The 23,749-nt window shown below is 70.3% G+C and carries 23 protein-coding genes; 6 read left to right on the top strand and 17 right to left on the bottom strand.

Annotation, left to right across the window (positions count from 1 at the left end):
- Window positions 1-40: 40 nt before the first annotated feature.
- From pufC to BLR95_RS10425, 11 genes are all read right to left on the bottom strand, one after another.
- The gene (gene pufC / locus BLR95_RS10475) at window positions 41-1,129 is read right to left on the bottom strand and encodes a photosynthetic reaction center cytochrome PufC (RefSeq protein WP_092619491.1); all 1,089 of its coding nucleotides are present in this window, start codon (window positions 1,127-1,129) and stop codon (window positions 41-43) included.
- 2 nt (window positions 1,130-1,131) lie between these two features.
- Window positions 1,132-2,103, bottom strand: a complete 972-nt coding sequence (pufM, locus tag BLR95_RS10470; RefSeq protein ID WP_092619488.1) for a photosynthetic reaction center subunit M — start codon at window positions 2,101-2,103, stop codon at window positions 1,132-1,134.
- An 18-nt stretch (window positions 2,104-2,121) separates the two neighbouring features.
- A complete protein-coding gene (gene pufL / locus BLR95_RS10465; RefSeq protein WP_092619485.1) occupies window positions 2,122-2,949 on the bottom strand; it encodes a photosynthetic reaction center subunit L in 828 nt (275 codons plus the stop codon).
- A gap of 130 nt (window positions 2,950-3,079) precedes the next feature.
- Window positions 3,080-3,283, bottom strand: a complete 204-nt coding sequence (pufA, locus tag BLR95_RS10460; RefSeq protein WP_092619482.1) for a light-harvesting antenna LH1, alpha subunit — start codon at window positions 3,281-3,283, stop codon at window positions 3,080-3,082.
- 61 nt (window positions 3,284-3,344) lie between these two features.
- Window positions 3,345-3,551: a light-harvesting antenna LH1, beta subunit gene (gene pufB / locus BLR95_RS10455; RefSeq protein ID WP_092619479.1), complete on the bottom strand. Its 207-nt coding sequence runs from the start codon at window positions 3,549-3,551 to the stop codon at window positions 3,345-3,347.
- A gap of 217 nt (window positions 3,552-3,768) precedes the next feature.
- Window positions 3,769-5,232: a chlorophyllide a reductase subunit Z gene (gene bchZ / locus BLR95_RS10450; RefSeq protein ID WP_092619475.1), complete on the bottom strand. Its 1,464-nt coding sequence runs from the start codon at window positions 5,230-5,232 to the stop codon at window positions 3,769-3,771.
- On the bottom strand, window positions 5,232-6,614 hold the full coding sequence (gene bchY, locus BLR95_RS10445; protein WP_245689454.1) for a chlorophyllide a reductase subunit Y: 1,383 nt from the start codon (window positions 6,612-6,614) through the stop codon (window positions 5,232-5,234). Before bchY ends, bchZ begins: the two co-directional genes overlap by 1 nt.
- Before the next feature lie 249 nt (window positions 6,615-6,863).
- Window positions 6,864-7,829: a chlorophyllide a reductase iron protein subunit X gene (locus tag BLR95_RS10440; protein ID WP_092619752.1), complete on the bottom strand. Its 966-nt coding sequence runs from the start codon at window positions 7,827-7,829 to the stop codon at window positions 6,864-6,866.
- Between the two features lie 32 nt (window positions 7,830-7,861).
- The gene (bchC, locus tag BLR95_RS10435; RefSeq protein WP_092619469.1) at window positions 7,862-8,800 is read right to left on the bottom strand and encodes a chlorophyll synthesis pathway protein BchC; all 939 of its coding nucleotides are present in this window, start codon (window positions 8,798-8,800) and stop codon (window positions 7,862-7,864) included.
- Window positions 8,801-9,193: 393 nt separating this feature from the next.
- Window positions 9,194-10,387: a methyltransferase gene (locus BLR95_RS10430; protein ID WP_092619466.1), complete on the bottom strand. Its 1,194-nt coding sequence runs from the start codon at window positions 10,385-10,387 to the stop codon at window positions 9,194-9,196.
- A gap of 85 nt (window positions 10,388-10,472) precedes the next feature.
- On the bottom strand, window positions 10,473-11,342 hold the full coding sequence (locus tag BLR95_RS10425; RefSeq protein WP_092619463.1) for a polyprenyl synthetase family protein: 870 nt from the start codon (window positions 11,340-11,342) through the stop codon (window positions 10,473-10,475).
- A gap of 289 nt (window positions 11,343-11,631) precedes the next feature.
- Here BLR95_RS10425 and crtD point away from each other — a divergent pair, with 289 nt between their 5' ends.
- On the top strand, window positions 11,632-13,146 hold the full coding sequence (gene crtD, locus BLR95_RS10420; protein WP_092619460.1) for a 1-hydroxycarotenoid 3,4-desaturase CrtD: 1,515 nt from the start codon (window positions 11,632-11,634) through the stop codon (window positions 13,144-13,146).
- A gap of 2 nt (window positions 13,147-13,148) precedes the next feature.
- Window positions 13,149-14,045 (top strand): carotenoid 1,2-hydratase, encoded by an 897-nt coding sequence (locus tag BLR95_RS10415; RefSeq protein ID WP_092619457.1) that lies wholly within the window; start codon window positions 13,149-13,151, stop codon window positions 14,043-14,045.
- Window positions 14,046-14,085: 40 nt separating this feature from the next.
- Here BLR95_RS10415 and BLR95_RS10410 read toward each other — a convergent pair whose 3' ends face one another.
- Window positions 14,086-14,643: a gamma-glutamylcyclotransferase gene (locus tag BLR95_RS10410; protein WP_092619454.1), complete on the bottom strand. Its 558-nt coding sequence runs from the start codon at window positions 14,641-14,643 to the stop codon at window positions 14,086-14,088.
- Window positions 14,644-14,803: 160 nt separating this feature from the next.
- Here BLR95_RS10410 and BLR95_RS10405 point away from each other — a divergent pair, with 160 nt between their 5' ends.
- Window positions 14,804-15,952 carry a DUF2125 domain-containing protein gene (locus BLR95_RS10405; protein WP_092619451.1) on the top strand — a complete coding sequence of 383 codons (1,149 nt, stop codon included), beginning with the start codon at window positions 14,804-14,806 and terminating at the stop codon, window positions 15,950-15,952.
- On the opposite strand, the gene BLR95_RS10400 is transcribed toward BLR95_RS10405, so the two are convergent.
- The 4 genes from BLR95_RS10400 to BLR95_RS10385 form a co-directional block, all read right to left on the bottom strand.
- A complete protein-coding gene (locus tag BLR95_RS10400) occupies window positions 15,933-17,501 on the bottom strand; it encodes a mechanosensitive ion channel family protein (protein WP_092619447.1) in 1,569 nt (522 codons plus the stop codon). The genes BLR95_RS10405 and BLR95_RS10400 overlap by 20 nt on opposite strands.
- Window positions 17,502-17,571: 70 nt before the next feature.
- On the bottom strand, window positions 17,572-18,534 hold the full coding sequence (locus tag BLR95_RS10395) for a prephenate/arogenate dehydrogenase family protein (RefSeq protein ID WP_092619444.1): 963 nt from the start codon (window positions 18,532-18,534) through the stop codon (window positions 17,572-17,574).
- 8 nt (window positions 18,535-18,542) lie between these two features.
- Window positions 18,543-19,634 (bottom strand): histidinol-phosphate transaminase, encoded by a 1,092-nt coding sequence (gene hisC / locus BLR95_RS10390; RefSeq protein WP_092619441.1) that lies wholly within the window; start codon window positions 19,632-19,634, stop codon window positions 18,543-18,545.
- A gap of 69 nt (window positions 19,635-19,703) precedes the next feature.
- Window positions 19,704-20,627, bottom strand: a complete 924-nt coding sequence (locus BLR95_RS10385) for a chorismate mutase (RefSeq protein WP_092619438.1) — start codon at window positions 20,625-20,627, stop codon at window positions 19,704-19,706.
- A 267-nt stretch (window positions 20,628-20,894) separates the two neighbouring features.
- Between BLR95_RS10385 and metX the strand changes: the two genes are divergently transcribed.
- Genes metX through BLR95_RS10370 form a run of 3 tightly spaced genes read left to right on the top strand, consistent with a single transcriptional unit; the run spans window position 20,895 to window position 23,172 of the window.
- Window positions 20,895-22,100 (top strand): homoserine O-acetyltransferase MetX, encoded by a 1,206-nt coding sequence (gene metX / locus BLR95_RS10380; protein ID WP_425438443.1) that lies wholly within the window; start codon window positions 20,895-20,897, stop codon window positions 22,098-22,100.
- Entirely contained in the window at window positions 22,097-22,738 is a 642-nt protein-coding gene (gene metW, locus BLR95_RS10375; protein WP_092619432.1) for a methionine biosynthesis protein MetW, read from the top strand. The genes metX and metW overlap by 4 nt, the downstream gene beginning before the upstream one ends.
- A complete protein-coding gene (locus tag BLR95_RS10370; protein ID WP_092619429.1) occupies window positions 22,735-23,172 on the top strand; it encodes a YbaN family protein in 438 nt (145 codons plus the stop codon). Before metW ends, BLR95_RS10370 begins: the two co-directional genes overlap by 4 nt.
- On the opposite strand, the gene BLR95_RS10365 is transcribed toward BLR95_RS10370, so the two are convergent.
- Window positions 23,073-23,741 carry a DUF938 domain-containing protein gene (locus tag BLR95_RS10365; protein WP_092619426.1) on the bottom strand — a complete coding sequence of 223 codons (669 nt, stop codon included), beginning with the start codon at window positions 23,739-23,741 and terminating at the stop codon, window positions 23,073-23,075. The two genes, BLR95_RS10370 and BLR95_RS10365, sit on opposite strands and share 100 nt — an antisense overlap.
- Window positions 23,742-23,749: the final 8 nt, after the last annotated feature.

Raw genomic sequence — 23,749 nt, 5'->3', positions numbered from 1 at the left:
GCCGCCGACCTGTTCCCTCTCGGAAGAGGAGTTCAGGATGTTACTCGCCCGGGGCGGCCAGCGACGGATAGTCGTCGATGACATTCTCGCCGTACATCGGCTTGAACGCGCCCTGGTGACAAGTGGCACAGTTGGCCTTCGGGGCGTCGCCCTCCGGACCCAGCCGGTTGGCCGGGTATTCCGGCTGCAGCGGGTCGAGGAAGTCGACGTTGATGGCCCGGGTCATCTGGATGCCGTGCCAGGCGGTGACACGCGCCGGCGGGCTCATCTCCCAGACGCGGAACGACTGGCTGTTGTGACAGTAGGTGCAGTTCACACCCAGACCCTTGGAGATGTGGAACATCATGCCGTAGGTCCACTCGGCCTGCTTGGTCCCGATCTGGGTCACGCCGTTCATCGGCAGATCGTTGGTCGGGGTGATTCGCAGGTTCTGGTCGTCCAACAGATAGGCTTCCATCACGTCGTTGGGCAGCGCGGACAGACCGGCATCCCAGGACGCCGCGTTCTGACCGAAGGTGTTGCCCAGCGCGCCCGAACCGCCATCGGCATCGTCATTCTTGAACCAGATGTTCTCCGGAACCGGATTGCCGCGGTGGCAGGTCCAGCAGGTGACGCCCGACGGAGCAACGTGGTCGCCCCACTGGCTGTTCAGGTACATGACCATCTCGAGCATACGGCGCGAGACGATCTTGGTGTACGGCCGCTCGGCGGTGAGGTCGTCGGGATCGTGGCAGTAGTTACAGCCCTCTTCCGGCGACACCCACTCGGTGATGGCGACCATCAGGCGGTTGAAGTTGTCAGCGCTCAGGTGCGCCAGCACCGGAACGTTCACGTAGACCTCGCCAGCCAGCGGCCCCTCGTCGGGGAAACGCTCGGAGGCGGCGGGGACCTGGTTCTTGGGCGCGGCCATGTCGTCGGCCAGCTCGTCGGCCATGTCCACCTCGCCCATCATCAGGCCGCGATAGCCCGACTGGGTATAGGTGCCGGCCGGCCCCATCATCACGGTCAGCAGACCGATGGTGATCAGGCCAACCACGAACCAGCCACCAACCCAGACCGGAGCCCGGGGGCTGGTGCGGCCCTTGCGCGCCATCAGCGACACGAAGCGGGAGTTGAAGTCGTTGCTCATTGCTAGCCTCCAATCGCCGCGGGATCCGTGACGCCGGGGAAGACGTCGGGATAGGTCGGAGCCACACCGTGCTTGACCGCCCACAGGTACCAGTTGTCAACCACGGTGCCGCTGAGCAGGATGCCCAGGCCGGCGGTCAGGGTGACGAACACGGCACACCACCAGCCCCAGCGGTGGATGGATTCCATGGTGGCATTGAAGCCCATGGTCCAGCGCCAGAAGAGGGCGGCACGCTCGGCCGCGGTACCACGATCGGTGATCTGCTCGACCTCACGGTCGCCGCCCAGTCGGCTCACCGACAGGATGGTCGCGCCGTGCATGGCGAAGATCAGGGCCGAACCGTAGAGGAACGCGATCGAGAGCATGTGGAACGGGTTGTAGTACAGGTTCCCGTACCGGATGGAGAACGCGGCGGTCCAATCCAGGTGGGGGAAGATGCCGAACGGCGGCGCCTCGCTCCAGCTGCCCAGCATCACCGGACGGATGAAGCCGAGAACCAGATAGAAGAAGATCGCCGAGGCGAAGGCCCACGCGATGTGGGTCCCCATGCCCAGATCCTTGGCGCGCTGCCAGGTCCGGACCCACCACAACAGGATGGAGGCAGTCAGGAAGAAGCCGGCCATGACCCACCAACCGCCTTCATTCAGCGGCGGCATGGCACGCAGGCCATGCTCGGGTCCGGGCGGCTCAAGGGCCAGCCACGGGAACTGGCGGAGGAACTCCACCGGGTTCCAGTCGACCGAGGCCAGCATGTTGAGACCGATGATCTCGATGGCCACGAAGCCGAAGATGAGCGACGCGATGCCCGTGGCGCCAAGATAGATGGGCCCGATCTGGGCGTCACCGATCTTGCCGAGCCAGTAGGACAGGGTCGACGCCTTGCTGCGCGGCCAGGCGCCCCGCGGGAGGGCCACACTCTCGTGGGGTGCGCTACGCACCTGCACGGAGGTGAAGATGTTCTGATATTCCGACATTGAGTGGTCCCCCTTGGCTTAGGCCCAAATCGGCAGTTCGTACCACCAGTTCCACCACTCGGGCCAGCCCTTGGTCCACACCGGGCCGCTGATGAGCATGCAGACGATGCTCCAGAAGACGGCACTCAGCGCCAGGATCAGGCCGAGACGGTGGATCCCCAGGGTACCGATCGAGTAGCCGACGGTGTCCCGGAAGAAGGTGTTCTCGTGCTCCGGCCCTTTCACCTTCTCGCCCTTGCCGGGGTTGGCCGCCGACAGGATCAGGCCGCCGTGCATGGCCAGGGCCAGCGCGGTGGTGAAGAAGAAGGTGATACCCAGCATGTGGCCAGGATTGTAATGGAAGTGAAGGAACTGGTAGCCGACGTTCGACACCCAGTCCAGGTGGCTCATGATGCCGTAGGGGAAACCATGCCCCCAGGCGCCGAGCAGCATCGGGCGAACCACGGTGAGCGCGACGTAGGCGGCGATGGCGAACGAGAAGGCAAACGGCACATGGAAGCCGATGCCAAGCTTGCGGCAGATTTCCACCTCGCGCAGCGCCCAGGAAACGAAGGCGCCAACGGCACAGATGGTGATGATCTGCCAAAGGCCGCCCTCCATGAGCGGCGCGAAGCCCAGACCGTAGCTGAGGTCGGGCGGGGCGATGCTGAGCTGCCAGACGGTCGGATCACTCGGATCCATGACCCAGCCGTAGGCAATCAAAGCAACACCAACAAAGGTGAAGAAGAGGGTGGTGACTCCGAAGAAGCCGACATAGAACGGCCCCACCCAGAAGTCAAAAAGATCCCCCCCAATCAGCGAACCGCCTCGAACGCGGTACTTTCTCTCAAAACTGAGCATGGCCATTGTGTGGGCCCTCCGATCAGGAGTCATGGCAACGGTGGATCACCAAGCCTTCGGCAGTGGGCGACCCGGGCAAATGACCGGGCGCCCACTGCCTTCGGCCGGCGAAACGACTGTTCGCCAGGAACGGCCTTTAGGCCACCGGGTTCACCGGCATGGTCACGGCAGCAGCCGCGGCCTTGGTAGCGGCCGGGTTGCCTTCGAGCCAGTTGAAGCGGTCATGGCCGAGGCACAGGAAGTGGATCAGCAGGGCCAGGACGACCAGGAACGCAGCCAGGGCGACCAGCGTGCTGCGCGGGTCGAACATCAGCCAAACCTTGTGGGTCGAGAAAGTCATAGTGTCCTCCTTTGGACAGGAAACTCAGGCTAGAGCAGATTGCAGGGAAGCAATCCGAGTCTTAGGCCAGGAAGGTCAGGTTCTGGGCGGTGTCCATGACCCAGCCCTCGGCACCCGGCCAGAACGGACGCCACATCCAAGCCAGGACGTGAGCAACGGCGCAGACGGCCAGGAAGCCGGCGGCGCTCTGCGAGTAGACAGCATGGAACTCCTTCGCCTCGGCCTCGGTCAGACCGGTGCTGGAGGTCACGTTCTCGGTGGTAGCCATGTCTATTACCTCCTAAGTTTGCCCTAACGGTCGCGGATGCGACCGAGTGACACCGCGTCGAAAAGCCGACGCGGCAAGCTGCCCGCCCAACGGCAATGGGCGGACACTCGGATCCGGGACGCGGCGCGATCATCGCCCGCGGCGGCGCACCCGGCGCCCCGGAAATCCCTGAAAAAGTTGGCGTTGAAGAAAGCCCCAGTAGCGCGGTAGGAGAAGGTCATGAGACACCTCCCGGCACCTTGCCCTCGGCGTTCAACAACTGGATCACATGCGCGGTCCCCACACGCTCCGCCCCGGCCGCTCGGGCCGTCCGCTCGGCCGCGTCGCGCAGCCGCTTGGCGGCGGAAATGCGGGTGACCACCGGATGGCGCGCCACCGACCGCTCCAGCGCGGCCAGGGCCTCGGGCTCCCACGGGAGTTCCCGATGCAGGCGCGAGGGGGTGGCGTCCACCTTGTCCAGGTCGGTCCCCAGGGGCAGGATGTGGAACAGGGCGTCGAACAGCCCGTTGCACACTTCCTGCACCAGATAGGTCGCCCCGGCGTAGCCCATGAACGGCGTGCCGGTGTGGCGGCGCACCACGGCGCCCGGGAAGGAGGCGGGGATGTAAGCCCCGCGCCCGCCGGCCTCGGCCTGGTACATGCGCTCGTTGTAGCTGCCGAAGAGAACCAGCGGCATGGTTTCGTGGACGCTGGCCCGCACCGCCTCGTTGTCGGTCTTCTGCCCGGCCGAGCGGCCGAAGGCGAAGCTGCACGGCAGGCCCAACTCGTCGGACAGGAAGTGCTTCACCCCGCGGGCGTAGGTCTCGTTGGCCGAGATGCCGAAGCTGGCGGTGGCGAAGAAGTCCTGGGTCACCGAGCGCCACAGGTCCCACACCGGTTTCAGGGTGGTGTGCTTTTCCTGCTCGATGAAGGGCTCGGGATCGAGGCCCAGCAGCTCGCCCAGGGCGCGCAGGAAGCGGGTCGTGGAGTCGATGCCGATGGGCGCCTGCAGGTAGGGCTTGCCGAGCTGCTCGGCGAGCAGGCGGCCGTATTCGCGGTACAGGCAGACGTTCACCTCGGCGTCGGCCAACCGGCCCACCTGCGTCAACTCGCAGCCGAGCGGGAAGACCAAGTTGATCTCGGCGCCGATGCCCTCGATCAGGCGACGCACCTCGGCCAGATCGGACCACTGGTTGAACATGCCGTAGGCCGGACCCAGGATGTTGACCCGGGGCTTGGCGCCCTCGGGACGCGGGGTCGCGGTCGCGGCCTTGCCCTTCTTGGCACCGAACTGGTTCCACAGCCACGCCATGGCGCGGTCGGCGCTCTGCCACTGGTCTTCGTCGATGGTGCGCGGCAGGAAGCGATGGATGTTGCGGCCCTGCGGCGTCACCCCGCCACCGATCATCTCGGCGATGGAGCCGGTGACGACAACACTGGGCAGCTTGGGGTCGAGGGTCTGGTGGGCCCGCTTCATGGCCCCTTCGGTGCCGTCGCGGCCCAGCTCTTCCTCGCCCAGGCCGGTGACCACCACCGGCAGCTCGTGGGGCGGCAGGGCGTCGGTGTAGTGCAGCACCGCAGTCACCGGCAGGTTCTCGCAGCCCACCGGGCCGTCGATGATGACCTGCAGGCCCTTCACCGCCGTGAACACATAGACGGCACCCCAATAGCCACCGGCGCGATCCAGATCGAGGACGTACATCAGGCCGCCCTCCCCTGCGCGTCGGCCCAGGGGGCCTGCCCGGTGGCCGTCCAGACGCCGGTGTTGGCGCCTTCGCCGACCCCGGCGAAGAATTCGGTCAGGGTGTCGAAGCGGCTCTTCGAGGCGATCGCCGCGTTCACCACCTGGGCCAGCGAGCCGGCACCGGCGGCACCCATCAGCGGGCGGGCCGAGATCAGATTGGTGAAATACAGGGCGGGAAGGGACTTTTCCTTGGCCGCCTGCACCACCGGGGTGGTGCCCACCGCGAGGTCCGGCTTCACCGCCTCGACCGCCGCCAGATCCTGCTCCAGCGAGGCGCGGAAGTTGACCTCGACGCCCTTGCTCTCCAGCCACGCCAGATCGGCCTCGGCCCACGGCGTGCGCGGGCAGGCGGTGCCCACATAGGGCACCTCGGCGCCGCTCTCGATGAGCAGGCGGGCAACCAGCAGCTCCGAGCCTTCGTAGCCCGACAGGGTGATGCGCCCCTTGATCGGCGCCTTGGCCAGGGCCTCGCGAATGGTCGGCAGGGCGGCGTTCTGGGCCGCCGCGATCTTGTCGGCGGCAACGCCGGCGCGCTCGCCGACCTCGGCCAGCCAGGTGGCGGTGCCATCGACCCCCACCGGGGCCGAGCCGACCACCGGACGCCCGGCCACTTCGAACTCGCGCACCGAGGCGGTGTAGAAGGGATGGATCGCCGCCGCCACCGCACAGTCCAGGGCGGCATACAGCTCGCGCCACTCGCGGGTCGGCACCACCGGACCGGCGGCCAGCCCCATCGGCGCCAGCAGGGCGCCGATGGTGATCGGATCGGCCGGGAACATCTCGCCGAGCAGGGTCACCGTCGGCTGTTGGCTGGGGCCGCCACGCGGCGCCGCCACCGGGCCCTGCTCGGCCTCGCCCCGGGCGAAGCGCAGCATGGCACCGGCCAGGATGTCCTTGGCCTCGGCATGGGTCGGCACGCCGAACCCGGGGATGTCCAGCCCGATGATGCGCACCCCGTTGATCTCCCGGGGCAGCAGCCGGAGCGGCACGCCGGAGGCCGAGGGGACGCACAGGTTGATCACCACCACGGCGTCGTACTGCTCGGGGTCGGCCAGCTTGTCGACCGCCTCGCGGATGTCCTCGAACAGCTTGCCGGTGACCAGGGTCTCGGAGCTGAAGGGCACGTAGCCGACCGGGCGGCGGGCCCCATAGAAATGCGAGGTGAACGACAGCCCATAGACGCAGCAGGCCGAGCCCGACAGCACGCTGGCCGTGCGCCGCATGCGCAGGCCGATGCGCAGCGCGCCGAAGGCCGGGCACATGCTTTGCGGCTGATCGTGGGGTCCCTTGGGGTAGTCGGCGGCGTAGCGGGCCAGGGTCTGACCGGTGGCCTGGTCGATCTCCGCCCCGCAGGCAGACCGAGGCGCGGAACTGGCATTGCTGCCAGCGGCCTGCCCTCCACTCCTGTCTGTACGCGGGTCGAACACGACCACTCCCCCTCGCTCTTCGGCCGGCCCCGGAGTGCCCGGGGCGGTCGTCAAAGAAGCTCTTCCGATCTTTTCCTCTTCCGGGTCGCTTCACCGCCGTTGTCGTCGGCGCAACGCCCAAATCCTCCCGAGGGACCCGTTCGGCCCCCCAGGCGGAACGGATCAGACCGTATCGTACACCACTTCCAGCGTCGGCTTGGCCGGGGCGGGCCCACCAAGCATATCCTCTTCCGTCGCCGGCTCAAGCACCACGTCGCGACCGACCGCCTCGCTCTTGAAAAGGCCGAGCAAGCCGTCCTGGTCGAGCGGCGAAGGCGCCACCGGCGGAGCCTCGGCCACGTTGCTGGCCAGCGACTCGAACAGCGGACCCCACGCCCCACCGGGCGCCCCGACGATCTGATAGGCCGCGCTCTTGCGCCTGATCTCCTCGTCGGCCGGAATGGCCGCCAGCACCGGGATGCCCACATTGGCTGCGAAGGCCTGGGCCTCCCCGGTACCGTCGTCCTTGTTGATCACCATGCCGGCCACACCGACGTTGCCGCCCAGCTTGCGGAAGTACTCCACCGCCGAACACACGTTGTTGGCCACGTAAAGCGACTGCAGGTCGTTGGACCCGACGACGATCACCTTTTGACACATATCGCGGGCGATGGGCAAGCCGAACCCGCCACAAACCACGTCGCCGAGGAAGTCGAGCAGCACGTAGTCGAAACCCCACTCGTGGAAGCCCAGCTTCTCGAGCAGCTCGAAACCATGAATGATGCCCCGACCGCCACAGCCGCGCCCCACCTCGGGGCCGCCCAGTTCCATGGCGAACACGCCGTCGCGCTTGAAGCAGACGTCGCTCACCTTCACCTCCTCGCCGGCCAGCTTGCGGGCGGTCGAGGTCTCGATGATGGTCGGGCAGGCCTTGCCGCCGAAGAGCAGCGAGGTGGTGTCGCTTTTGGGGTCACAGCCAATCAGCAGCACACGCTTGCCCTGCTGGGCCATCATGTAGCTGAGGTTGGCCAGGGTGAAGCTCTTGCCGATGCCGCCCTTGCCGTAGATGGCGATGATCTGGGTCTCGCGGGGCGTCACGTCAGCCACCGGATCGGCCACCGAGTCGGTCGCGCCATCGGTCGTGCTCATCGCGGGGGCGGTGTTGCTGGTCGACGGCGCGGTCACTGACAGGTCCTCCAGTCCAGAACCATTTTCAGGCAGGCGGCGTCGCCGAAGGCGGTTTCGTAGGCCGTGGCCGCTTCAGGCGCCGCGACCCGGTGGGTGATCAAGCCGGACAGATCGAGTCGATCCTCGGCGATCATCCGGGTCACCTCGGTGAGGTCGGCCGGCCGGAACTCGGCGGCCACCCGGATCCGGGCCTCGCGCATAAAAGCGGGTGGGAAATCAAAATGCAAGGGCTGATCATAGAAGCCGGCAAGAACCACCTCGCCACCCGGCGCGAGGCGCCCGATCAAGCTGTCGAGCAGCCCGCTGTCGCCGCTGACGTCGCAGATGCGGTGGTAGTCCATGCGCCCATCGTCGGCCGGCGAAACGACCCGATAGCCCTCGGCGCCCTCGGCCCGGGCCGGGTTGGTTTCCCACACCGTCGGGCTGGCGCCCAGGGCCACGGCGACGCGGGCCAACAAACGCCCCAGCACCCCGTGACCGACAATCAACTCGGGCTGGGCGGCGGCATCGCCGCCGGTGACATGCCAGGCGGTGGCGGCCAGGGCCAGCAGCACCCCCTGCTCTTCCAGCCCCTCGGGCAGCGGCAGGACCCGCGCCCCGGGCACCACCACGCGGGCGGCGGCACCGCCGAACAGGCCGCGCACCTCGCCGTAGCACTTGGCGCCGGGCACGAACACCGTCTCGCCGACCTGACGCCCCGACTGCGGGCCGGCGGCGCTGATCCGCCCCACCGACTCGTAGCCCGGCACCAGCGGATAGCCCAGCCCCGGGAACGGCGGCATGCGACCGGTCCACAGCAGACGCTCGGTACCGGTGCTGATCCCGCTGTAGGCGATGTCGACGACGACGTCGGCATCCCCCGCCGGGTCCAGCGCCAGCCGGCTCAGCGCCAGGCGTTGGGGTTGTTCCATCACGACAGCCAGGGTGTCCATTGTGGGCTCTTTGAAACTCCAGGCGGGTCGGACGTCACCGGGCACGGGCGCCCTGGGGTCCAACACCAAATCGAGCCGGTCGACCGCAGTGAGGTTGGCCCCCTGCGCGCCCCACCCCTTCCGCCGGCCCCGAAGAACTCCCGGGCACCACCCCTGCCTTGCGGCTTTCGCGGCGTGCCGTTCTCTTCGAGAACCGGCCCCGAACCTGGAAGCCCCCGGTGGAACGGGCGGCGGGTCGCGGGGACGGAGGGTGAGGTCTGGGAAGGCACCCCGAGCGGGCGCCCCTACCGTTCGACCTGCTGTCAGATTAACTTGACGTAACCAAATGTCAAGCGCGGCTTACACCCGATGATACCATGCCCTACCCCGCTGAAGGGGTTATGGGATTGCCCGCTAAGGACGGGCGACGAGCACCGAGGTGAGCAGCGGGCGGCGGGTCTTCAGCGGCGTCACGGTGGCGAAACCGGCGCGGCGCAGCATGGCGGTCAGCTCGCCCTCGGTGCGCGGCCGGCCGCTGCCCATGGCCATCAGGTAGAAGCCGAAGTAGGCGGCGCCCATGGCCTCGGCCCCCGGAGTGCCGGCCATCGGCTCGGCCAGCAGCAGGGTGCCGCCCTCGGGCAGGGCGGCGCGCACCCGGGCCAGCAGGCCGGCGACCACGTCGTCGTCGTGATCGTGGACGATGCGGACCAGCGAAATCAGGTCGTGCCCCGACGGCAGGGCGTCGGCGGTGAAGTCGCCGCCCACCGTCTCGGCGCGGCTGCCGAGGCCGGCTCCGTCCAGCCGCTCGGCGGCCCGGGCGACCACCGAGGGGAGGTCGAACACGGTGCCCTTGAGGCCCCCGGCGCGACCCAGGGCGGCACTCAGGAACACCCCCTCGCCGCCGCCCACGTCGAGCAGCCGGTGGTGCTGGCCGACCGGGTAGGCATCCAGAATGTCGTCGGCGATCAGGCTTTGCGAGTCGGCCATCAGGCGGGTGTAGGCATCGGTGGCCGAGGTGTTGAGGTCGCCCCGGTCGTCGGCCGTGGCGTAGGCCCAGAAGCGCTCCAGCTCGGTCGGCCGGGACTCGCCCTTGAGCAGGGCCACCGGGTCGGCCAGATCGGTGTACAGCATGGGGTGGTGAGCGATCATCGCCAGCCCGCCGGGATTGCCCATCAGGGCCGCCCCCAGATCGCCCAGGCTCCACAGGTCGGGGCCCATCTTCTGGGTCAGCCTGAGCGCCGCCGCCGCCTCCAGCAGGCGCCTGGTGGCGCTCATCGACAGATCGAAGCGCCGCGCCAGCTCCGCCGTCTCCTGGGCCGGGCCGGACAGCGCCTCGAACACCTCCAGCTTCAGGCAGGCCAGCAGGACTTGCGAATAGACGAAGCCGGCGGCCAGATCGAACACCTCGCGGCTGCGCTTCCTGGCCAGCCAGGCGGTGAGCGGAAAGTCGGCGGCGAAGCGGTGGAAGCGCGCGTCGGCCAGCAGACGGTTGCGCAGGCGTACCCAGCGCTCGCCGAACAGGAAGCCGGGGCCGGCCTTGAGGCGGGCCAGGCCGGTCTTGGGGTCGGAGTCGGACGTGGAGTCGGTCGGGGAGCGCTCGGCGGCCATCTCGGATGCCTCGATCTGCACGTTATATATGGAGGTGGGAAAAACCCCGGGCGCCGGCCCGGGGTTGGGAGGAAAACGCGGCCCCTCAGGCGGCGTAGCGGGCCAGTTCCTTGGGCAGGAAGCGCGAGGCCTCGGTCTTGATCAGACCTTTCAGCATCTCCTCGCCGGGGCAGGCCGGCACCGCCTCGGCGGCCGCCGCGAGCAGCCCCTCGAGGCGCTTCACGGCGCCCGGGATGCCCAGCGCCTCGGGCGCGTTGGGGCGGCCCAGTTCGGCGTCGCGGCCCACCGGCTTGCCCAGGTCCTCGGCCTTGGCGGCCAGATCGCGCAGATCGTCGGCCACCTGATAGGCCTCGCCCAGGCGCGCCCCGACCGCCCCCCAGGCGGCGTGCGGGTGCCCGGCGGCGGCGGCGCCGGCCATGGTGGCGGCGGCGAACAGGGCGCCGGTCTTGGCCTGATGGTACTGCGAGAGATCGACCTCGGGCTCGCTCTCCCAGCCCTGGCCGGCGATGATGCCACTCGGCAGGCCGACCGCGTCGGCGGTGATGGTGATCAGCCGGCCCATGCGGTCCGGCGCCACCGCCACGTCGCGGGCCAGCACCTGGAAGGCGAGCAGGATCAAGGCGTCGCCGGCCAGCACCGCCAGCGGCTCGCCGAAGGCGCGGTGCACCGCCGGCTGGCCGCGCCGGGTCTCGGCGTCGTCGAAGCAGGGCAGGTCGTCATGGACCAGCGAGGCGCAGTGCATCAACTCGACCGCCACCGCTGCGGCATCGCTGGCCGCCGGCAGGTCCTCGCCGCAGGCCGCCGCCACCGCCAGGGCCAGACGCGGGCGCATGCGCCCGCCGCCGGGAAACACGGCGTGCCGCATGGCGGCCATCAGCCGGGGCGGCGTCCCCGCGTCGCCCTGGCGGACCAGCGCCGCCTCCAGAGCCTGGTCGATGCGCTCTCTGGGGTCCATCGCCCTTGTCTCTCCCTTTGATGTCTGCAAACCAGAATGTCCGCAAACTTGGCTGTCTGCAAAAAAAGCAGCGCCGCCCCCCTCGGCGAGGCGGCCCGCGCGTCCCCCGAACCGCGCTCACCGCCACGGCACGGCGGTTGACGCGATTGTGAATGTGTCAATCAGATTGGACATTTGTTAGGGTCGAGTCAACGTCCACGACGCCCAGGGGTGGACCCAGGGGCGGACGGGCGGCGGGCCGGCGGCGGCACAGCGCGCCGGCGCCATACCAAAGGGGGAGACAGCAGCCGTGGCGGACAACCACGTGGTGGTGATCGGGGCCGGCGCCGGGGGTCTGGCGGCGGCGGTCGATCTGGCGGCGCGCGGGGTGCGGGTCAGCCTGTTCGAGCGGGCCGACCGCCCCGGCGGCAAGATGCGCCGGGTGCCGGTGGGTGAGGACGAGTCGGCACCCGGAGTCGATGCCGGGCCCACCGTGTTCACCATGCGCTGGGTGTTCGAGGAGCTGTTCGCCGCCGCCGGCGCCAACCTCGCCGACCGCCTCTCCCTGACCCAGGCCGAGGTGCTGGCCCGCCACGCCTGGCCGGACGGCGCCCGCTTCGACCTGTTCGCCGACCCTGAGCGCTCCGAAGCCGCCGTCGAGGCCCTCTCCGGCCCCGACGAGGCGGCCCGCTTCGCCGCCTTCACGCGGCGCGCCAGAAGCATCTTCGACACCCTGGACCACACCTTCATGCGGGCCGAGCGACCGAACCCGGTCAGCCTGGTGTGGCGGGTGGCGCGGGCCGGGCGACTGGCCCGGCTGATGAGCATCTCGCCCTTCTCCAGCCTGTGGGACGACCTCGGCACCTTCTTCCACGACCCGCGCCTGCGCCAACTGTTCGGCCGCTACAGCACCTATTGCGGGGCCTCGCCGTTCCTCGCCCCGGCCACCCTGATGCTGATCGCCCATGTCGAGCAGGAAGGGGTCTGGCTGCCGGCCGGCGGCATGCACGGCGTGGCCCGGGCCATCGCCGGGCTGGCCGCCGACCTGGGGGCCGAGATCCACTATGGCCGCCCGGTGGCCGAGATCATGGTCAAGGGCGGCCGCGCCGCCGGCGTACGCCTCGCCGATGGCCAGGAGATCGCCGCCGACGCGGTGATCTTCAACGGCGACGCCCAGGCCCTGGCGCAGGGCCTGCTGGGTGCTTCGGCCGAGCCCGCCGTGCGCCGCCTGCCGGCCGGGCGCCGCGCCCTGTCGGCCGTCACCTGGACCGGGCTGGCCGAGGCCCGGGACTTCCCCTTGAGCCACCACACGGTGTTCTTCTGCGGCGACTACCGGGCCGAGTTCGACGCCGTGTTCCGGCATCGCCGCCTGCCCGAGGAGCCGACCGTCTACGTCTGCGCCCAGGATCGCGGGGCCACTCTGGAACCCACCGACCCCGCTGGCCCGGAACGCCTGCTGATGCTGGTCAACGCCCCGGCCAGCGGCGACACCCACCCCTTCCCCGACCCGGAGATCGATGCATGCCGGACCCGAGCCTTCGACCTGATGGCCCGCGCGGGCCTCTCCCTTTCCCCGGAGTCGCTGCGCCTGACGGCCACCACCCCGGCCACCTTCCACCGCCTGTTCCCGGCCACCGGGGGCAGCCTGTACGGCCAGGCGATCCACGGCTGGCGGGCCTCGTTCACGCGGCCGCCGGCGGCCAGCCGCCTGCCGGGGCTGTTCCTGGCGGGGGGCAGCGTGCATCCGGGGGCGGGGGTGCCGATGGCCACCCTGTCGGGCCGGCTGGCGGCGGCGGCGGCGTTGAAGGACCTGACTTCTCGCTGAGCGTGCCGCCCGGCGGCTATGCCTGGTGGTACATCGACGGGATCAGCGACGACGGCCAGCAGGGCATCACCCTGATCGCCTTCGTGGGCAGTGTCTTTTCGCCCTACTACTGCTGGGCCGGGCGGACCGACCCGGAAAACCACGTGGCCTTGAACGTCGCCCTCTACCAGACCTCGGGCGGCCGCTGGAGCATGACCGAACGCGGCCGCGATGCCCTCAGCCGCGACGTCTCCACCCTGGCCATCGGCCCCAGCCGCCTGAGCTGGGACGCGGGCGGCCTGACCATCCACATCCGCGAGATCGGCGCCCCCCTGCCCCGCCCCCTCCGGGGCACCGTGCGCCTCCGCCCCAACGCCCTTCAGGGGCGCACCTTCGACCTCGACGACGCGGCGCGCCACCAGTGGCGGCCGATCGCCCCCGGCGCCCGCATCGAGGTGGAGATGTCCGAGCCCGGGCTGTCGTGGAGCGGCCACGGCTATTTCGACCACAACCGCGGCGGCGAGCCGCTGGAAGCCGGCTTCGCCCGCTGGGACTGGTCGCGCAGCGACACCCCGCAGGGCACCCTGATCCAGTACGACCCCACCGCCCGCCAGGGCGGCGACCGGCTGATGAGCCTGATGATCCGCCCCGACGGCGGCATCGACGAGCGCGAGGCACCGCCCAAGGTGCCCCTGCCGCCCACCCTGTGGCGCCTTGAGCGGGCCACCCGGGCGACCCCGGAGATGACCCCCAGGATCAGCCGCAACCTGGAGGACGCCCCCTTCTACGCCCGCGCCATGCTGGCCACCCGGATGGACGGCAAGGAGGTGCTGGGGGTCCACGAAAGCCTCTCCGGCGACCGCCTGAAGGCGGGCTGGGTATGGCCCTTCCTGCCCTTCCGCATGCCCCGGGCTTTCTGAGACGGCCCCCGCCCGCCGGGGCCCCCAGTCAGATCGGGCGTCAGATCGAGGGATCGCGCCGCCGGGCCTCGCCGAGCAGGGCGTGCAGCGGGCCGTCGCCGATGCCCATGTCGTCCAGGTGGCTGACCGTGTTCTTCAGGTACTCGGCCGAGCGCCCTTCCCAGCCGCTGCCGTTCAGGATCAGGGCCAGCAGGGCCTCGCGGTCGTGCTGGGGCATGAACTGGGGGTGATCGCGGGTCGCCACGAAGGCGTACACGGTGACCTTGCGGCCATCGTCCAGCCGGCAGGGCAGCAGGCGCGGGATGTAGGCCCCGGTGGCCAACTCGCGCTGGTCCAGGTAGGGCACCGCCTGGGGGCGGTCGGCGGCGGCCACCCGGTAGGCCCGCCCCCGGCACGAGCCGCCCGGGGCCAGCCCGACCACCAGCCCGGGGTTGTCCGCCGTGCCGCGATAGCGGATCGACTTGATGCACATCGCCCGGTGGTAGCCCATCAGCAGGGCCGGCCGGCACTCCTGGTGGGGAAAGCCGGGCCGCCACATCAGCGAGCCGTAGCCGAACACCCACAGGTCGTCGGTGCCGTGTTCCTGGTCGAGGGCCATGGTTTCTCCCGATTTTTGCGAAAAAGGATTGGTTTGTCTTGGCGCCGGGGTTGACCGACAATGGCCCGGGCGGCGGCCTTGAGGCAAGGCCCGGGGGATAACACCCTGGGGCAAAAGCCGGGAGGCCGCCGGGGAACTTCGCCGGGAGGGATTCGCCACCATGGCCTCGCGCCGTGTCATGACGCTGTTGTCACTGCCCCTGAGCGCCGCCGTGCTGGCCGCCGCCTATGGGGCGTTCTGGTTCATGATCGCCTCCTCGGCCGAGGAGGAGATCACCGCCTGGTTCGATGCCCGCGCCGCCGAGGGCTACCGCGTGACGCGCGGCACGCTGGCCCGCGAGGGCTTCCCCGGACCGGTTCGTTTACGCCTCTCCGGAGCCGCCATCGAGGTGGCCAACCCCCGGCGCGGCGCGGTGGTGTTCGAGGGCTTCGCCCCGGAAACCGTCACCGTCACCGTCGAGCCCTGGGCCCCGACCACCACCATCGTCAGCCTGCCCGGCCGCCAGCAGGTCAGCTTTTCGGTCAACGGCCGGTCCCGGGTCGCCACCATCACCGGCAACACCCTGACCGCCCTGGTCGAGAGCGGCGGCCGCGGCCTCGCCGGGCTGACCGTTGATCTTCAGCAGGTGGCGGTGCGCGGTGCCCTGGGCGGCGGCGAGACCTTCACCCTGGCCCGCCTGGACGGCCGCCTGACCGCCCTGGCCAGCGAAGTGCCGCAACCGGCCGCCGACACCCCCACCTGGCGCCTCGGCCTGCAACTGGCCGACCTCGACCTGCCGCCGCAGGCCGGCCTGCCCCTGGGCAGCCGGCTCGACAACCTGGATCTGGATGCCCGGCTGCTCGGCCCGCTGCCCGCCCTGCCGGTGGGCGAGGCGGTGAACGCCTGGCGCGAGGCCGGCGGCACCCTGGAGGTGGACCGCCTGTCGCTCGACTGGCCGCCGCTCGACGTGCTGACCGAGGGCACCCTGGCGCTGGACGACTTCATGCAGCCCGAAGGGGCGCTGACGGCCCGCGTGCGCGGCTTTTTCGAGGCGGTGGATTCACTGGCGGCGCGCGGCGTGGTGCGCAGCCGCGACGCCTCGATGGCGCGCATCGTGCTCGGCGTGCTGGCCAAGCGCCCGCCCGGCGGCGGCCCGCCCGAGCTGAAGGTGCCGGTGACCCTTCAGCAGCAGATGCTGTATGTCGGCCCGATGCCGCTGCTCGCCCTGCCGACCATCCGCTGGGGCTATCACCTGCAACGCAACCGGGGCGACATCCGCCCCGGCTTCGAGATCGGCCCGGAAGGCGAGATCATCCGCGACCCCCGCTGATGTCCCCCGGCCCCGGATCGGGGGTCGGGCTGGTCGGGTTGGCCGGTTCGGGAACCTGGACCGGCTCGGGAACCAGGGTTTCCAGGCCGCTGGCGGCGGCCTGACGGCGCGCCGCCTGCTCGGCCATCAGGTGCAGGGGCGGCGCCGCGCCCTGCTTGTCCTGGCCGAAGTAGAGCGTGGTGTGGGGGAAGGGAATCTCGATGCCCCGGGCGTCGAAGGCCTTCTTGATGCGCCGGTTCATCTCGCGGCCGACCATCCACTGGCGGGTCGGCCGGGTTTTCAGGCGGGCTTTCACCACCACCGCCGAATCGCCGAAGGCGTCGACCCCCAGCACCTCCAGCGGCTCCAGGATGAAGGCCTTGAACTTGGGGTCGGCGCGCACGTCGTCGGCGACCTCGATCAGGACCTGGGCGACCTCGTCGGTGTCCTCGCGGTAGGCCACCCCGATGTCGAACACATAGTAGCTGAAGTCCTTGGTCATGTTGGTCACGGTGCCGACCGTGCTGAAGGGGATGGTGTGCACGTTGCCGGCCAGGTCGCGCAGCTTCAGGGTGCGCACGGTCATCGCCTCGACCACCCCGGAGTAGCCGCCCACGTTGACGATGTCGCCGACGCTGACGGTGTCCTCGATCAACATGAAGCCGCCGGTGATGACGTCCTGGACCAGCTTCTGGGCGCCGAAGCCGATGGCCAGACCGATCACCCCGGCACCGGCCAGCAGCGGCCCGATGTCCATGCCAAGCTCGGACAACACCACCATCCCGACCACCAGGACAAGCAGGAAGAAGACCGCGTTGCGGGCCAGCGGCAACAGGGTGCGGGCGCGCGACGAGCGCTCGACGGTGTTGCCCTCGGCATCGGTCTCGGCCAGATAGCGGCGCACCCCCTCGTCGATGGCGCTCCACAGCAGGTAGGCGATGAACAGGGTCAGGCCGATGGTCACCGTGCCGCCAAGCAGCCGCTGGCCGAGCGGGGTGCGCGCCCAGTCGACCACCGTGAAACCCCAGGGGTGGAGGACGGCCAGCACGGTCAGCACGGCGATGATCGCGTGCAGCGGCCGGCGGATGTGCATCAGCACCTTGTCCAGAACCCCGGCGGTGCTCGGCCAGCGCTCGGCCAGCCGCTGGCACAGGCGGCGCCCCAGCCGGTTGGCCTTGGCGTGCAGCCACCACAGGAAAACCCCCAACAGCAGGCCGATGCCGCTGCCGGCCAGGGCCCGCCAGCGCTCATCGGGCGACATCTTGACCGGCGGCAGCTCGTTGACCCAGCTCCAGAAGGTGGTCACCGCCACCTCCAGGTTCTCGGCCGGGCGGACCGGCGCCTGCGCCTTCTTGAGGGCCGAGAGGGATTTCAGGTCCTCGATCAGGCGGGCCCGCTGGTCGGGATCCTCCAGCTTGTCGATCAGCGCCTTGAGCTCGGGATCGACCGCCGGCTCGGCGGCCTTCTCCTCGGCCTGGGCGACCGCCGCCGGCATCCCTTGGGCGGCCACCGGCCCGGCCGGCCACAGGGCCACCAGCAGAGACAGCACCATCAACCAGGGACGACCCATCGCCTCTCCTCCTGTGCCGGTTTGTCGCCGTGGGCGGGCGGGCGCCGCCGATGTCTCTCGGGCCCGCCCCTCAGTCGGCGGGGTCCTCGCCGCGCCTGAGGCGGCGCATCTTCACGTCCTCCGGCACGTGCTGGCCGTAGTCCATGATGCCGCGACGGATTTCGCGGGTGGCGCGGAACAGCTCTTCCAGCTTGTCGCCCTCGCCCCAGCGGATGGCCCGTTGCAGGGCGGTCAGATCCTCGGTGAAGCGTTGCAGGATGTCGAGCACCGCCTCGCGGTTGTTGAGGAAGACATCGCGCCACATCACCGGGTCGGAGGCGGCGATGCGGGTGAAATCGCGAAAGCCCGAGGCGGAGTATTTCAGCACCTCGCGCATCAGGTGCTCTTCCAGGTCGTCGGCCGTGCCGACGATGGTGTAGGCGATCAGGTGCGGCAGGTGCGAGGTGATGGCCAGCACCTGGTCGTGGTGCGCCGGGTCCATGACCTCGACCTGGCTGCCGGCGGCCTCCCACAGGGCGCGCACGGTGGCGACGGCCCCGGCGTCGGTGCCCGGCGGCGGGGTCAGGATGCACCAGCGATCGCGGAACAGCTCGGGGAAGCCGGCCTCGGGCCCGGAGTGCTCGGTGCCGGCGATCGGGTGGCCGGGCACGAAGTGCACCCCTTCCGGCAGGTACGGGCCGACATCGCGCACCACCGCCTGCTTGACCGAGCCGACATCGCTGACGATGGCCCCCGGCTTGAGATGGGGGCCAAAGGCGCGGGCCAGACCGCCGTAGGTGCCGACCGGCGCGCACAGCATCACCAGATCGGCCCCGGCGACGGTGTCGGCCAGGCTGTCCGGGGCGCTGTCGGCCAGCCCCAGGGCCAGCGCCTTGGCCCGGGTCTCGGCGCTGCGCGCGGTGGCGGCGATGTGCCCGGCCAGCCCCTGCTGGCGCATCACCTGGGCCAGCGAGCTGCCGATCAGGCCGATGCCGATGAAGGCGACCTTGCCAAAACGGGGGAGGGCGGGAACTGGCGCGGGGGACTCGGTCATCGGCGGACTCAGGCAGCCATGAACTCGTCCAGCGCCGCGACCAGCAGACGGTTCTCCTCGTCGGCGCCGACGGTGATGCGCAGGCTGTGCGGCAGGCCATAGCCGGCGACCCGGCGGGCGATCAGCCCGCGCGACTTGAGGAAGGCGTCGGCCGCCTCGACGGTGTGGGGGCCGGACCCGGGGAAGGTGGCGAGCACGAAGTTGCCGTGGCTGTCGCCCACCTCAAGGCCCAGGCCGCGCAGCTTTTCGGTCAGCCAGGGCAGCCACATGTCGTTGTGGGCCCGGCACAGGTCCTGGAAGGCGACGTCCTCGACCGCCGCGATGCCGGCCGCCTGGGCCGGGGCGCTGACGTTGAACGGGCTGCGCAGGCGGTTCAAGTGGTCGACCACCGCTTCCGGCGCGTAGGCCCAGCCCAGGCGCACGCCACCCAGGCCGTACATCTTGGAGAAGGTGCGCAGCATCACCGTGTTGTCGGTGCGCGCCACCAGCTCGGCCCCGGCGCTGTAGTCGTTGCGGCCCACGTACTCGGCATAGGCGGCGTCGATGGCCAGCAGCACGTGGTCGGGCAGGCCGGCGCGCAGGCGGGCCACTTCGTCGGCCGACAGGCAGGTGCCGGTGGGGTTGTTGGGGTTGGCCAGGAAAACGATGCGGGTCTTCTCGCTGACCCGGGCCAGGATGTTGTCGACGCTGGCGGTCAGGTTGTCCTCCGGCGCCGTCACCGGCACGCCGCCGCAGCCCAGGGTATAGAGGCGGTACATCAAGAAGCCGTGGGCCGAGTACAGCACCTCGTCGCCCGGCCCGACGTAGGCCTTGACCAGCAGGCCGATCAGCTCGTCGCTGCCGGCGCCGCAGACGATGTGGGCCGCATCCAGGCCATGGCGGGCCGCGATGGCCTGGCGCAGGGCCTCGGCCCCGCCGTCCGGGTAGCGGTGCATTTCCTCGGCGGCGCGGCGATGGGCTTCCATGGCGCGCGGGCTGGGCCCCAGCGCCCCTTCGTTGGAGGACAGCTTGATCACCCGGGCCAGCCCCTCCAGTTCGGATTCACCGCCCACGTAGGGCGCGATGTCGAGGATGCCGGGGCGCGGGGTCGGGGTGGTCATGGCTTGAAGGCTCGTTCGGAAGGGAGGGAGGGAGGGTTAAGAAGGGAAGCGGGATGACCGGCCGGCGCCTCAGGGCGCCAGCGGCCGGGCATAGGCGCCGATCACCATGGCCATGCCGACCCGGCCGGCGGAGTCGTCGGTGAGGCCGGCGAGGCGGGTGTCGTCGGACCCGATCAGGCCGCTCACCTCGATCAGGTGGAGCCGCGCCCCGGGCCCGGAGTCGCGGGCGTCGCGGAAGCCCAGGACCGGCAGGCCGGCGCCTTCGAGCAGGGTCTTGAGGCTGCCCCGGCTGACATCGGGCGAGGTTTCGATAACCAGCAGCGAGATGTCATCGCCGGTGTCCTCGATCGGCACGCAGGCCACGGCCAGGGCTTCCACCCCGTCGCCGCGTCCCGGGCCGGGACCGATCACCGGCAGCCGGGCGACCACCCGGGGGGTGTTGTCGGAACGCCCCAGAAGGTGCGGCCACCAGGCGCTGTCGTCGCCCTCGCCGGGCAGTGGCAGCACGCCGACCACGGCGGCGCCGTCGCTGACCGCGCGCACCACCTGGCCGGGCGAGCCGAAGGCCGTCGCCGGGGTGTAGGCACCGAAGGCGTCGCGCCCGACCTCAAGATAGCCGGCGCCGCGCGTCGGCATGTAGACGGCCATGGTGAACGGCCCCTGAAGGGCCACCGCGGCGGCGAAGATCTCGCGCCAGATGCGCACCGCCACCGGCTTGGTCAGGGGTCCGATATCGCGCCCGGTCAGGCGGCGCAGGATGCGCGCCTCGCGCCCCGGCCTGAGGAAGGCGACGTCGAGCCCCGGGCTGTCGCCGGGCACCCCCTTGTCGCGCCCGGCCAGGGCCCGCTTGGCCTGACCGACCTGACGCGCCACCTCGGTGCGGCGGATGAGCAGATCGAGCAGGGCATCGTCCAGGCGGTCGATCTCGTCGCGCAGGGCGGCCAGATCGACTTCGCCGGCGGCGGGGGGCGGGGCCTCGGGGCGACGGGTCATGACCAGAATGGGTCCCGGAAAGTGGGTCCGAACAGAGGGGCGAAAAAGAGGAGGCGATCAGGGCTGGCGCGGCGCCGCGCCACCACCAGCATCCTGATCGGGCGGGCCGCCACGCGGCCGCTCGACCGCGCCTCAGTCTTATTCCGGCACGTCCTGGAAAGCAAAGAAAACATTGACACCCGGGGTCCCCCAACCTAGCTAGGCGAGGCCCTTCGGGGGCCACGCCGCCCCCCTTTTCGCGCCCGTTTGACGATGACCGACCCGGCCTTGTCCCAACCTTCCGCGCCTGACCGAACCGACTCCGGTACCGGCTCCGACACCGGTTCCGAAACCGGGGCCGGGCCGCGTCTGGTGCTCGGCCAGGAGCGGCCGCTGAAGCTCGACTGCGGGGCCGAGCTGGGCCCCTTCACGGTGGCCTACCGGGCCTACGGCAGGCTCAATGCCGAGCGCTCCAACGCCATTCTCATCTGCCACGCCCTGACCGGCGACCAGTACGTCGCCGACCCCCACCCGATCACCGGCAAGCCGGGCTGGTGGCAGCAACTGGTCGGGCCCGGCAAGGTGATCGACACCGACCGCTACTTCGTCCTCTGCCCCAACGTGCTGGGCAGTTGCATGGGCTCGACCGGGCCCAAGGAGACCAACCCGGAGACCGGCCGCCCCTATGGCCTGGATTTCCCGGTCATCACCATCGGCGACATGGTCGAGGCCCAGGTCCGCCTGCTCGACCATCTGGGCATCGACAGCCTGTTCTGCGTGATTGGCGGCTCGATGGGCGGGATGCAGGTGCTGCAATGGGCGGCGCGTCATCCCGACCGGGTGTTCAGCGCCGTGCCGATCGCCACCTCGTGGCGCCACTCGGCGCAGAACATCGCCTTCCACGAGGTCGGCCGCCAGGCCATCATGGCCGACCCCGACTGGTGCGGCGGCGACTACCTGAACCAGGGCAAGACGCCGCACCGCGGGCTGGCGGTGGCGCGCATGGCGGCCCACGTCACCTATCTGTCGGAGCCGGCGCTGCACAGGAAGTTCGGCCGCCGGTTGCAGAACCGGGCGGCGCTGTCGTTCGGCTTCGACGCCGACTTCCAGGTGGAAAGCTACCTGCGCCACCAGGGCTCGACCTTCGTCGAGCGCTTCGACGCCAACAGCTATCTCTACATCACCCGGGCCATGGACTATTTCGACCTGGCCCTGGAGCACGGCGGGGTGCTGGCCAACGCCTTCACCGGCACCCCGGTGCGCTATTGCGTGGTCAGCTTCACCAGCGACTGGCTGTTCCCCACCTCGGAAAGCCGCCAGGTGGTGCACGCCCTCAACGCGGTGGCGGCCAACGTCAGCTTCGTCGAGGTGGCCTCGGACAAGGGGCACGACGCCTTCCTGCTCGACGAGCCGCAGTTCCACGACACCCTGGCCGGCTTCCTCGACGGCGCCGCCGAACATCGCGGCCTGCCCCATGCGGAGGCAACCCCATGAATCCCGGTCCGGCCGGACGGCCGATCCGCGTCGACCTTGAGCTGATCGCCGATCTGGTGGCGCCCGGCTCGCGGGTGCTCGACATCGGCTGCGAGGACGGCACCCTGCTCGACTACCTGTACCAGTTCAAGCAGGTCGACGGGCGCGGCATCGAGCTGTCGATGGACGGCGTGCAGGCGGCGGTGGCGCACGGCCTGTCGGTGATCCAGGGCGACGCCGACACCGATCTGGCCGACTACCCGGCCGGCGCCTTCGACTACGTCATCCTGAGCCAGACCCTGCAGGCCACCCGCAACCCGCGCCGGGTGCTGGAAAACCTGTTGAGGATCGGGCGCACCGCCATCGTCAGCTTCCCCAACTTCGGGTATTGGCGGGCCCGCCTGCAACTGCTGGCCGGCGGGCACATGCCGACCAACCCGGTGCTGCCCCACGCCTGGTACGAAACCCCCAACATCCACCTGTGCACGATCCGCGATTTCGTCGCCCTGTGCGACGATCTGGGCATCGTCATCGACCAGAGCTTCGTGCTCGACGACCGGGGACGGCCCAGGGGCATGCCGGCCACCCACCGGCTGGCCAACCTGCTCGGCGCCCAGGCCCTGTTCCTGCTCACCCGGGGCGACAAGGCGGGCCGATGAAGTGGGCCCGCCGCCCCCTGCTGCTGGTCGTCGGCTGGCTGGCCCTGGGCCTGGGACTGCTTGGGGTGGCGCTGCCGGTGCTGCCCACGGTGCCCTTCCTGATCCTCGCCGCGTGGGCTTTTTCCTCGGCCTCGCCGCGGCTGTCGGCGTGGCTCTACGGACACCCGCGCTTCGGCGCCAAGCTCAGGGCGTGGCGCGACCATCGGGCCATCTCGCGCGGGGGTAAGATCGCCGCCACCTCGGCCATGGTGGTCAGCGTGCCGGTCACCCTGCTGGCCACCGGCAATCCGTGGATCGCAGGCGGGCAGGCGCTCATCCTGGCCGGGGTGATCACCTACCTGCTGCGCTGCCCGTCGGCCCCGCCCGGCGGCTGGGCGGCGTTTTCCGACGCCACCGCGCCGGCCGAGGGCAGCCGCTCGAAAACCACCGAGTAGTTGTTGGCCGGCATGGCGGTGATTTCGCGGAAGCCGAAGCCGCTGGTCTCGGCCAGGTGCTTGACCCGCTCCAGATCGCGCACCCCGAAGCCGGGATCGCGTTGCTTGAGGCTGTCGTCGAAGGCGGCGTTGCCCGGCGAGGTGTGCTGCCCGCCGATCCGGTACGGGCCATAGAGGTAGAACGGCGCCCCCGGGGCCAGCACCTGGGCAGCGCCGGCGAACAACGCCTCGGCGGCGCCCCACGGGGCGATGTGCAGCATGTTGATGCAGACCAGGGCATCGACCCGGGCCAGCGGCCAGGGAGTCTGCCGGGTATCGAGGTCGAGCGGCGGGGCCAGGTTGGGCAGGCCGGCCTGCTCGGCCCAGGCGGCGATGCTGTCGCGGGCAACGCGATCCGGATCGGAGGGCTGCCAGACCAGATGGGGCAGGGCGGCGGCGAAGTGGGCGGCGTGCTGGCCGGTCCCGCTGGCCACCTCGAGCACCGTGCCGCGCACCGGCAAGACCCGCCGCAGAACCTCGAGGATGGGCTCCTGGTTGCGAGCGCTGGCGGGGGCGAACTGGCGGTTCATGAAAACTC

This window comes from Roseospirillum parvum, assembly GCF_900100455.1.
In the GTDB taxonomy this organism is placed as follows: Bacteria; Pseudomonadota; Alphaproteobacteria; order Rhodospirillales; family Rhodospirillaceae; genus Roseospirillum; species Roseospirillum parvum.
Note: the sequence above shows the minus strand (reverse complement) of the source record. Positions and strands in the feature narration are given on the sequence as shown.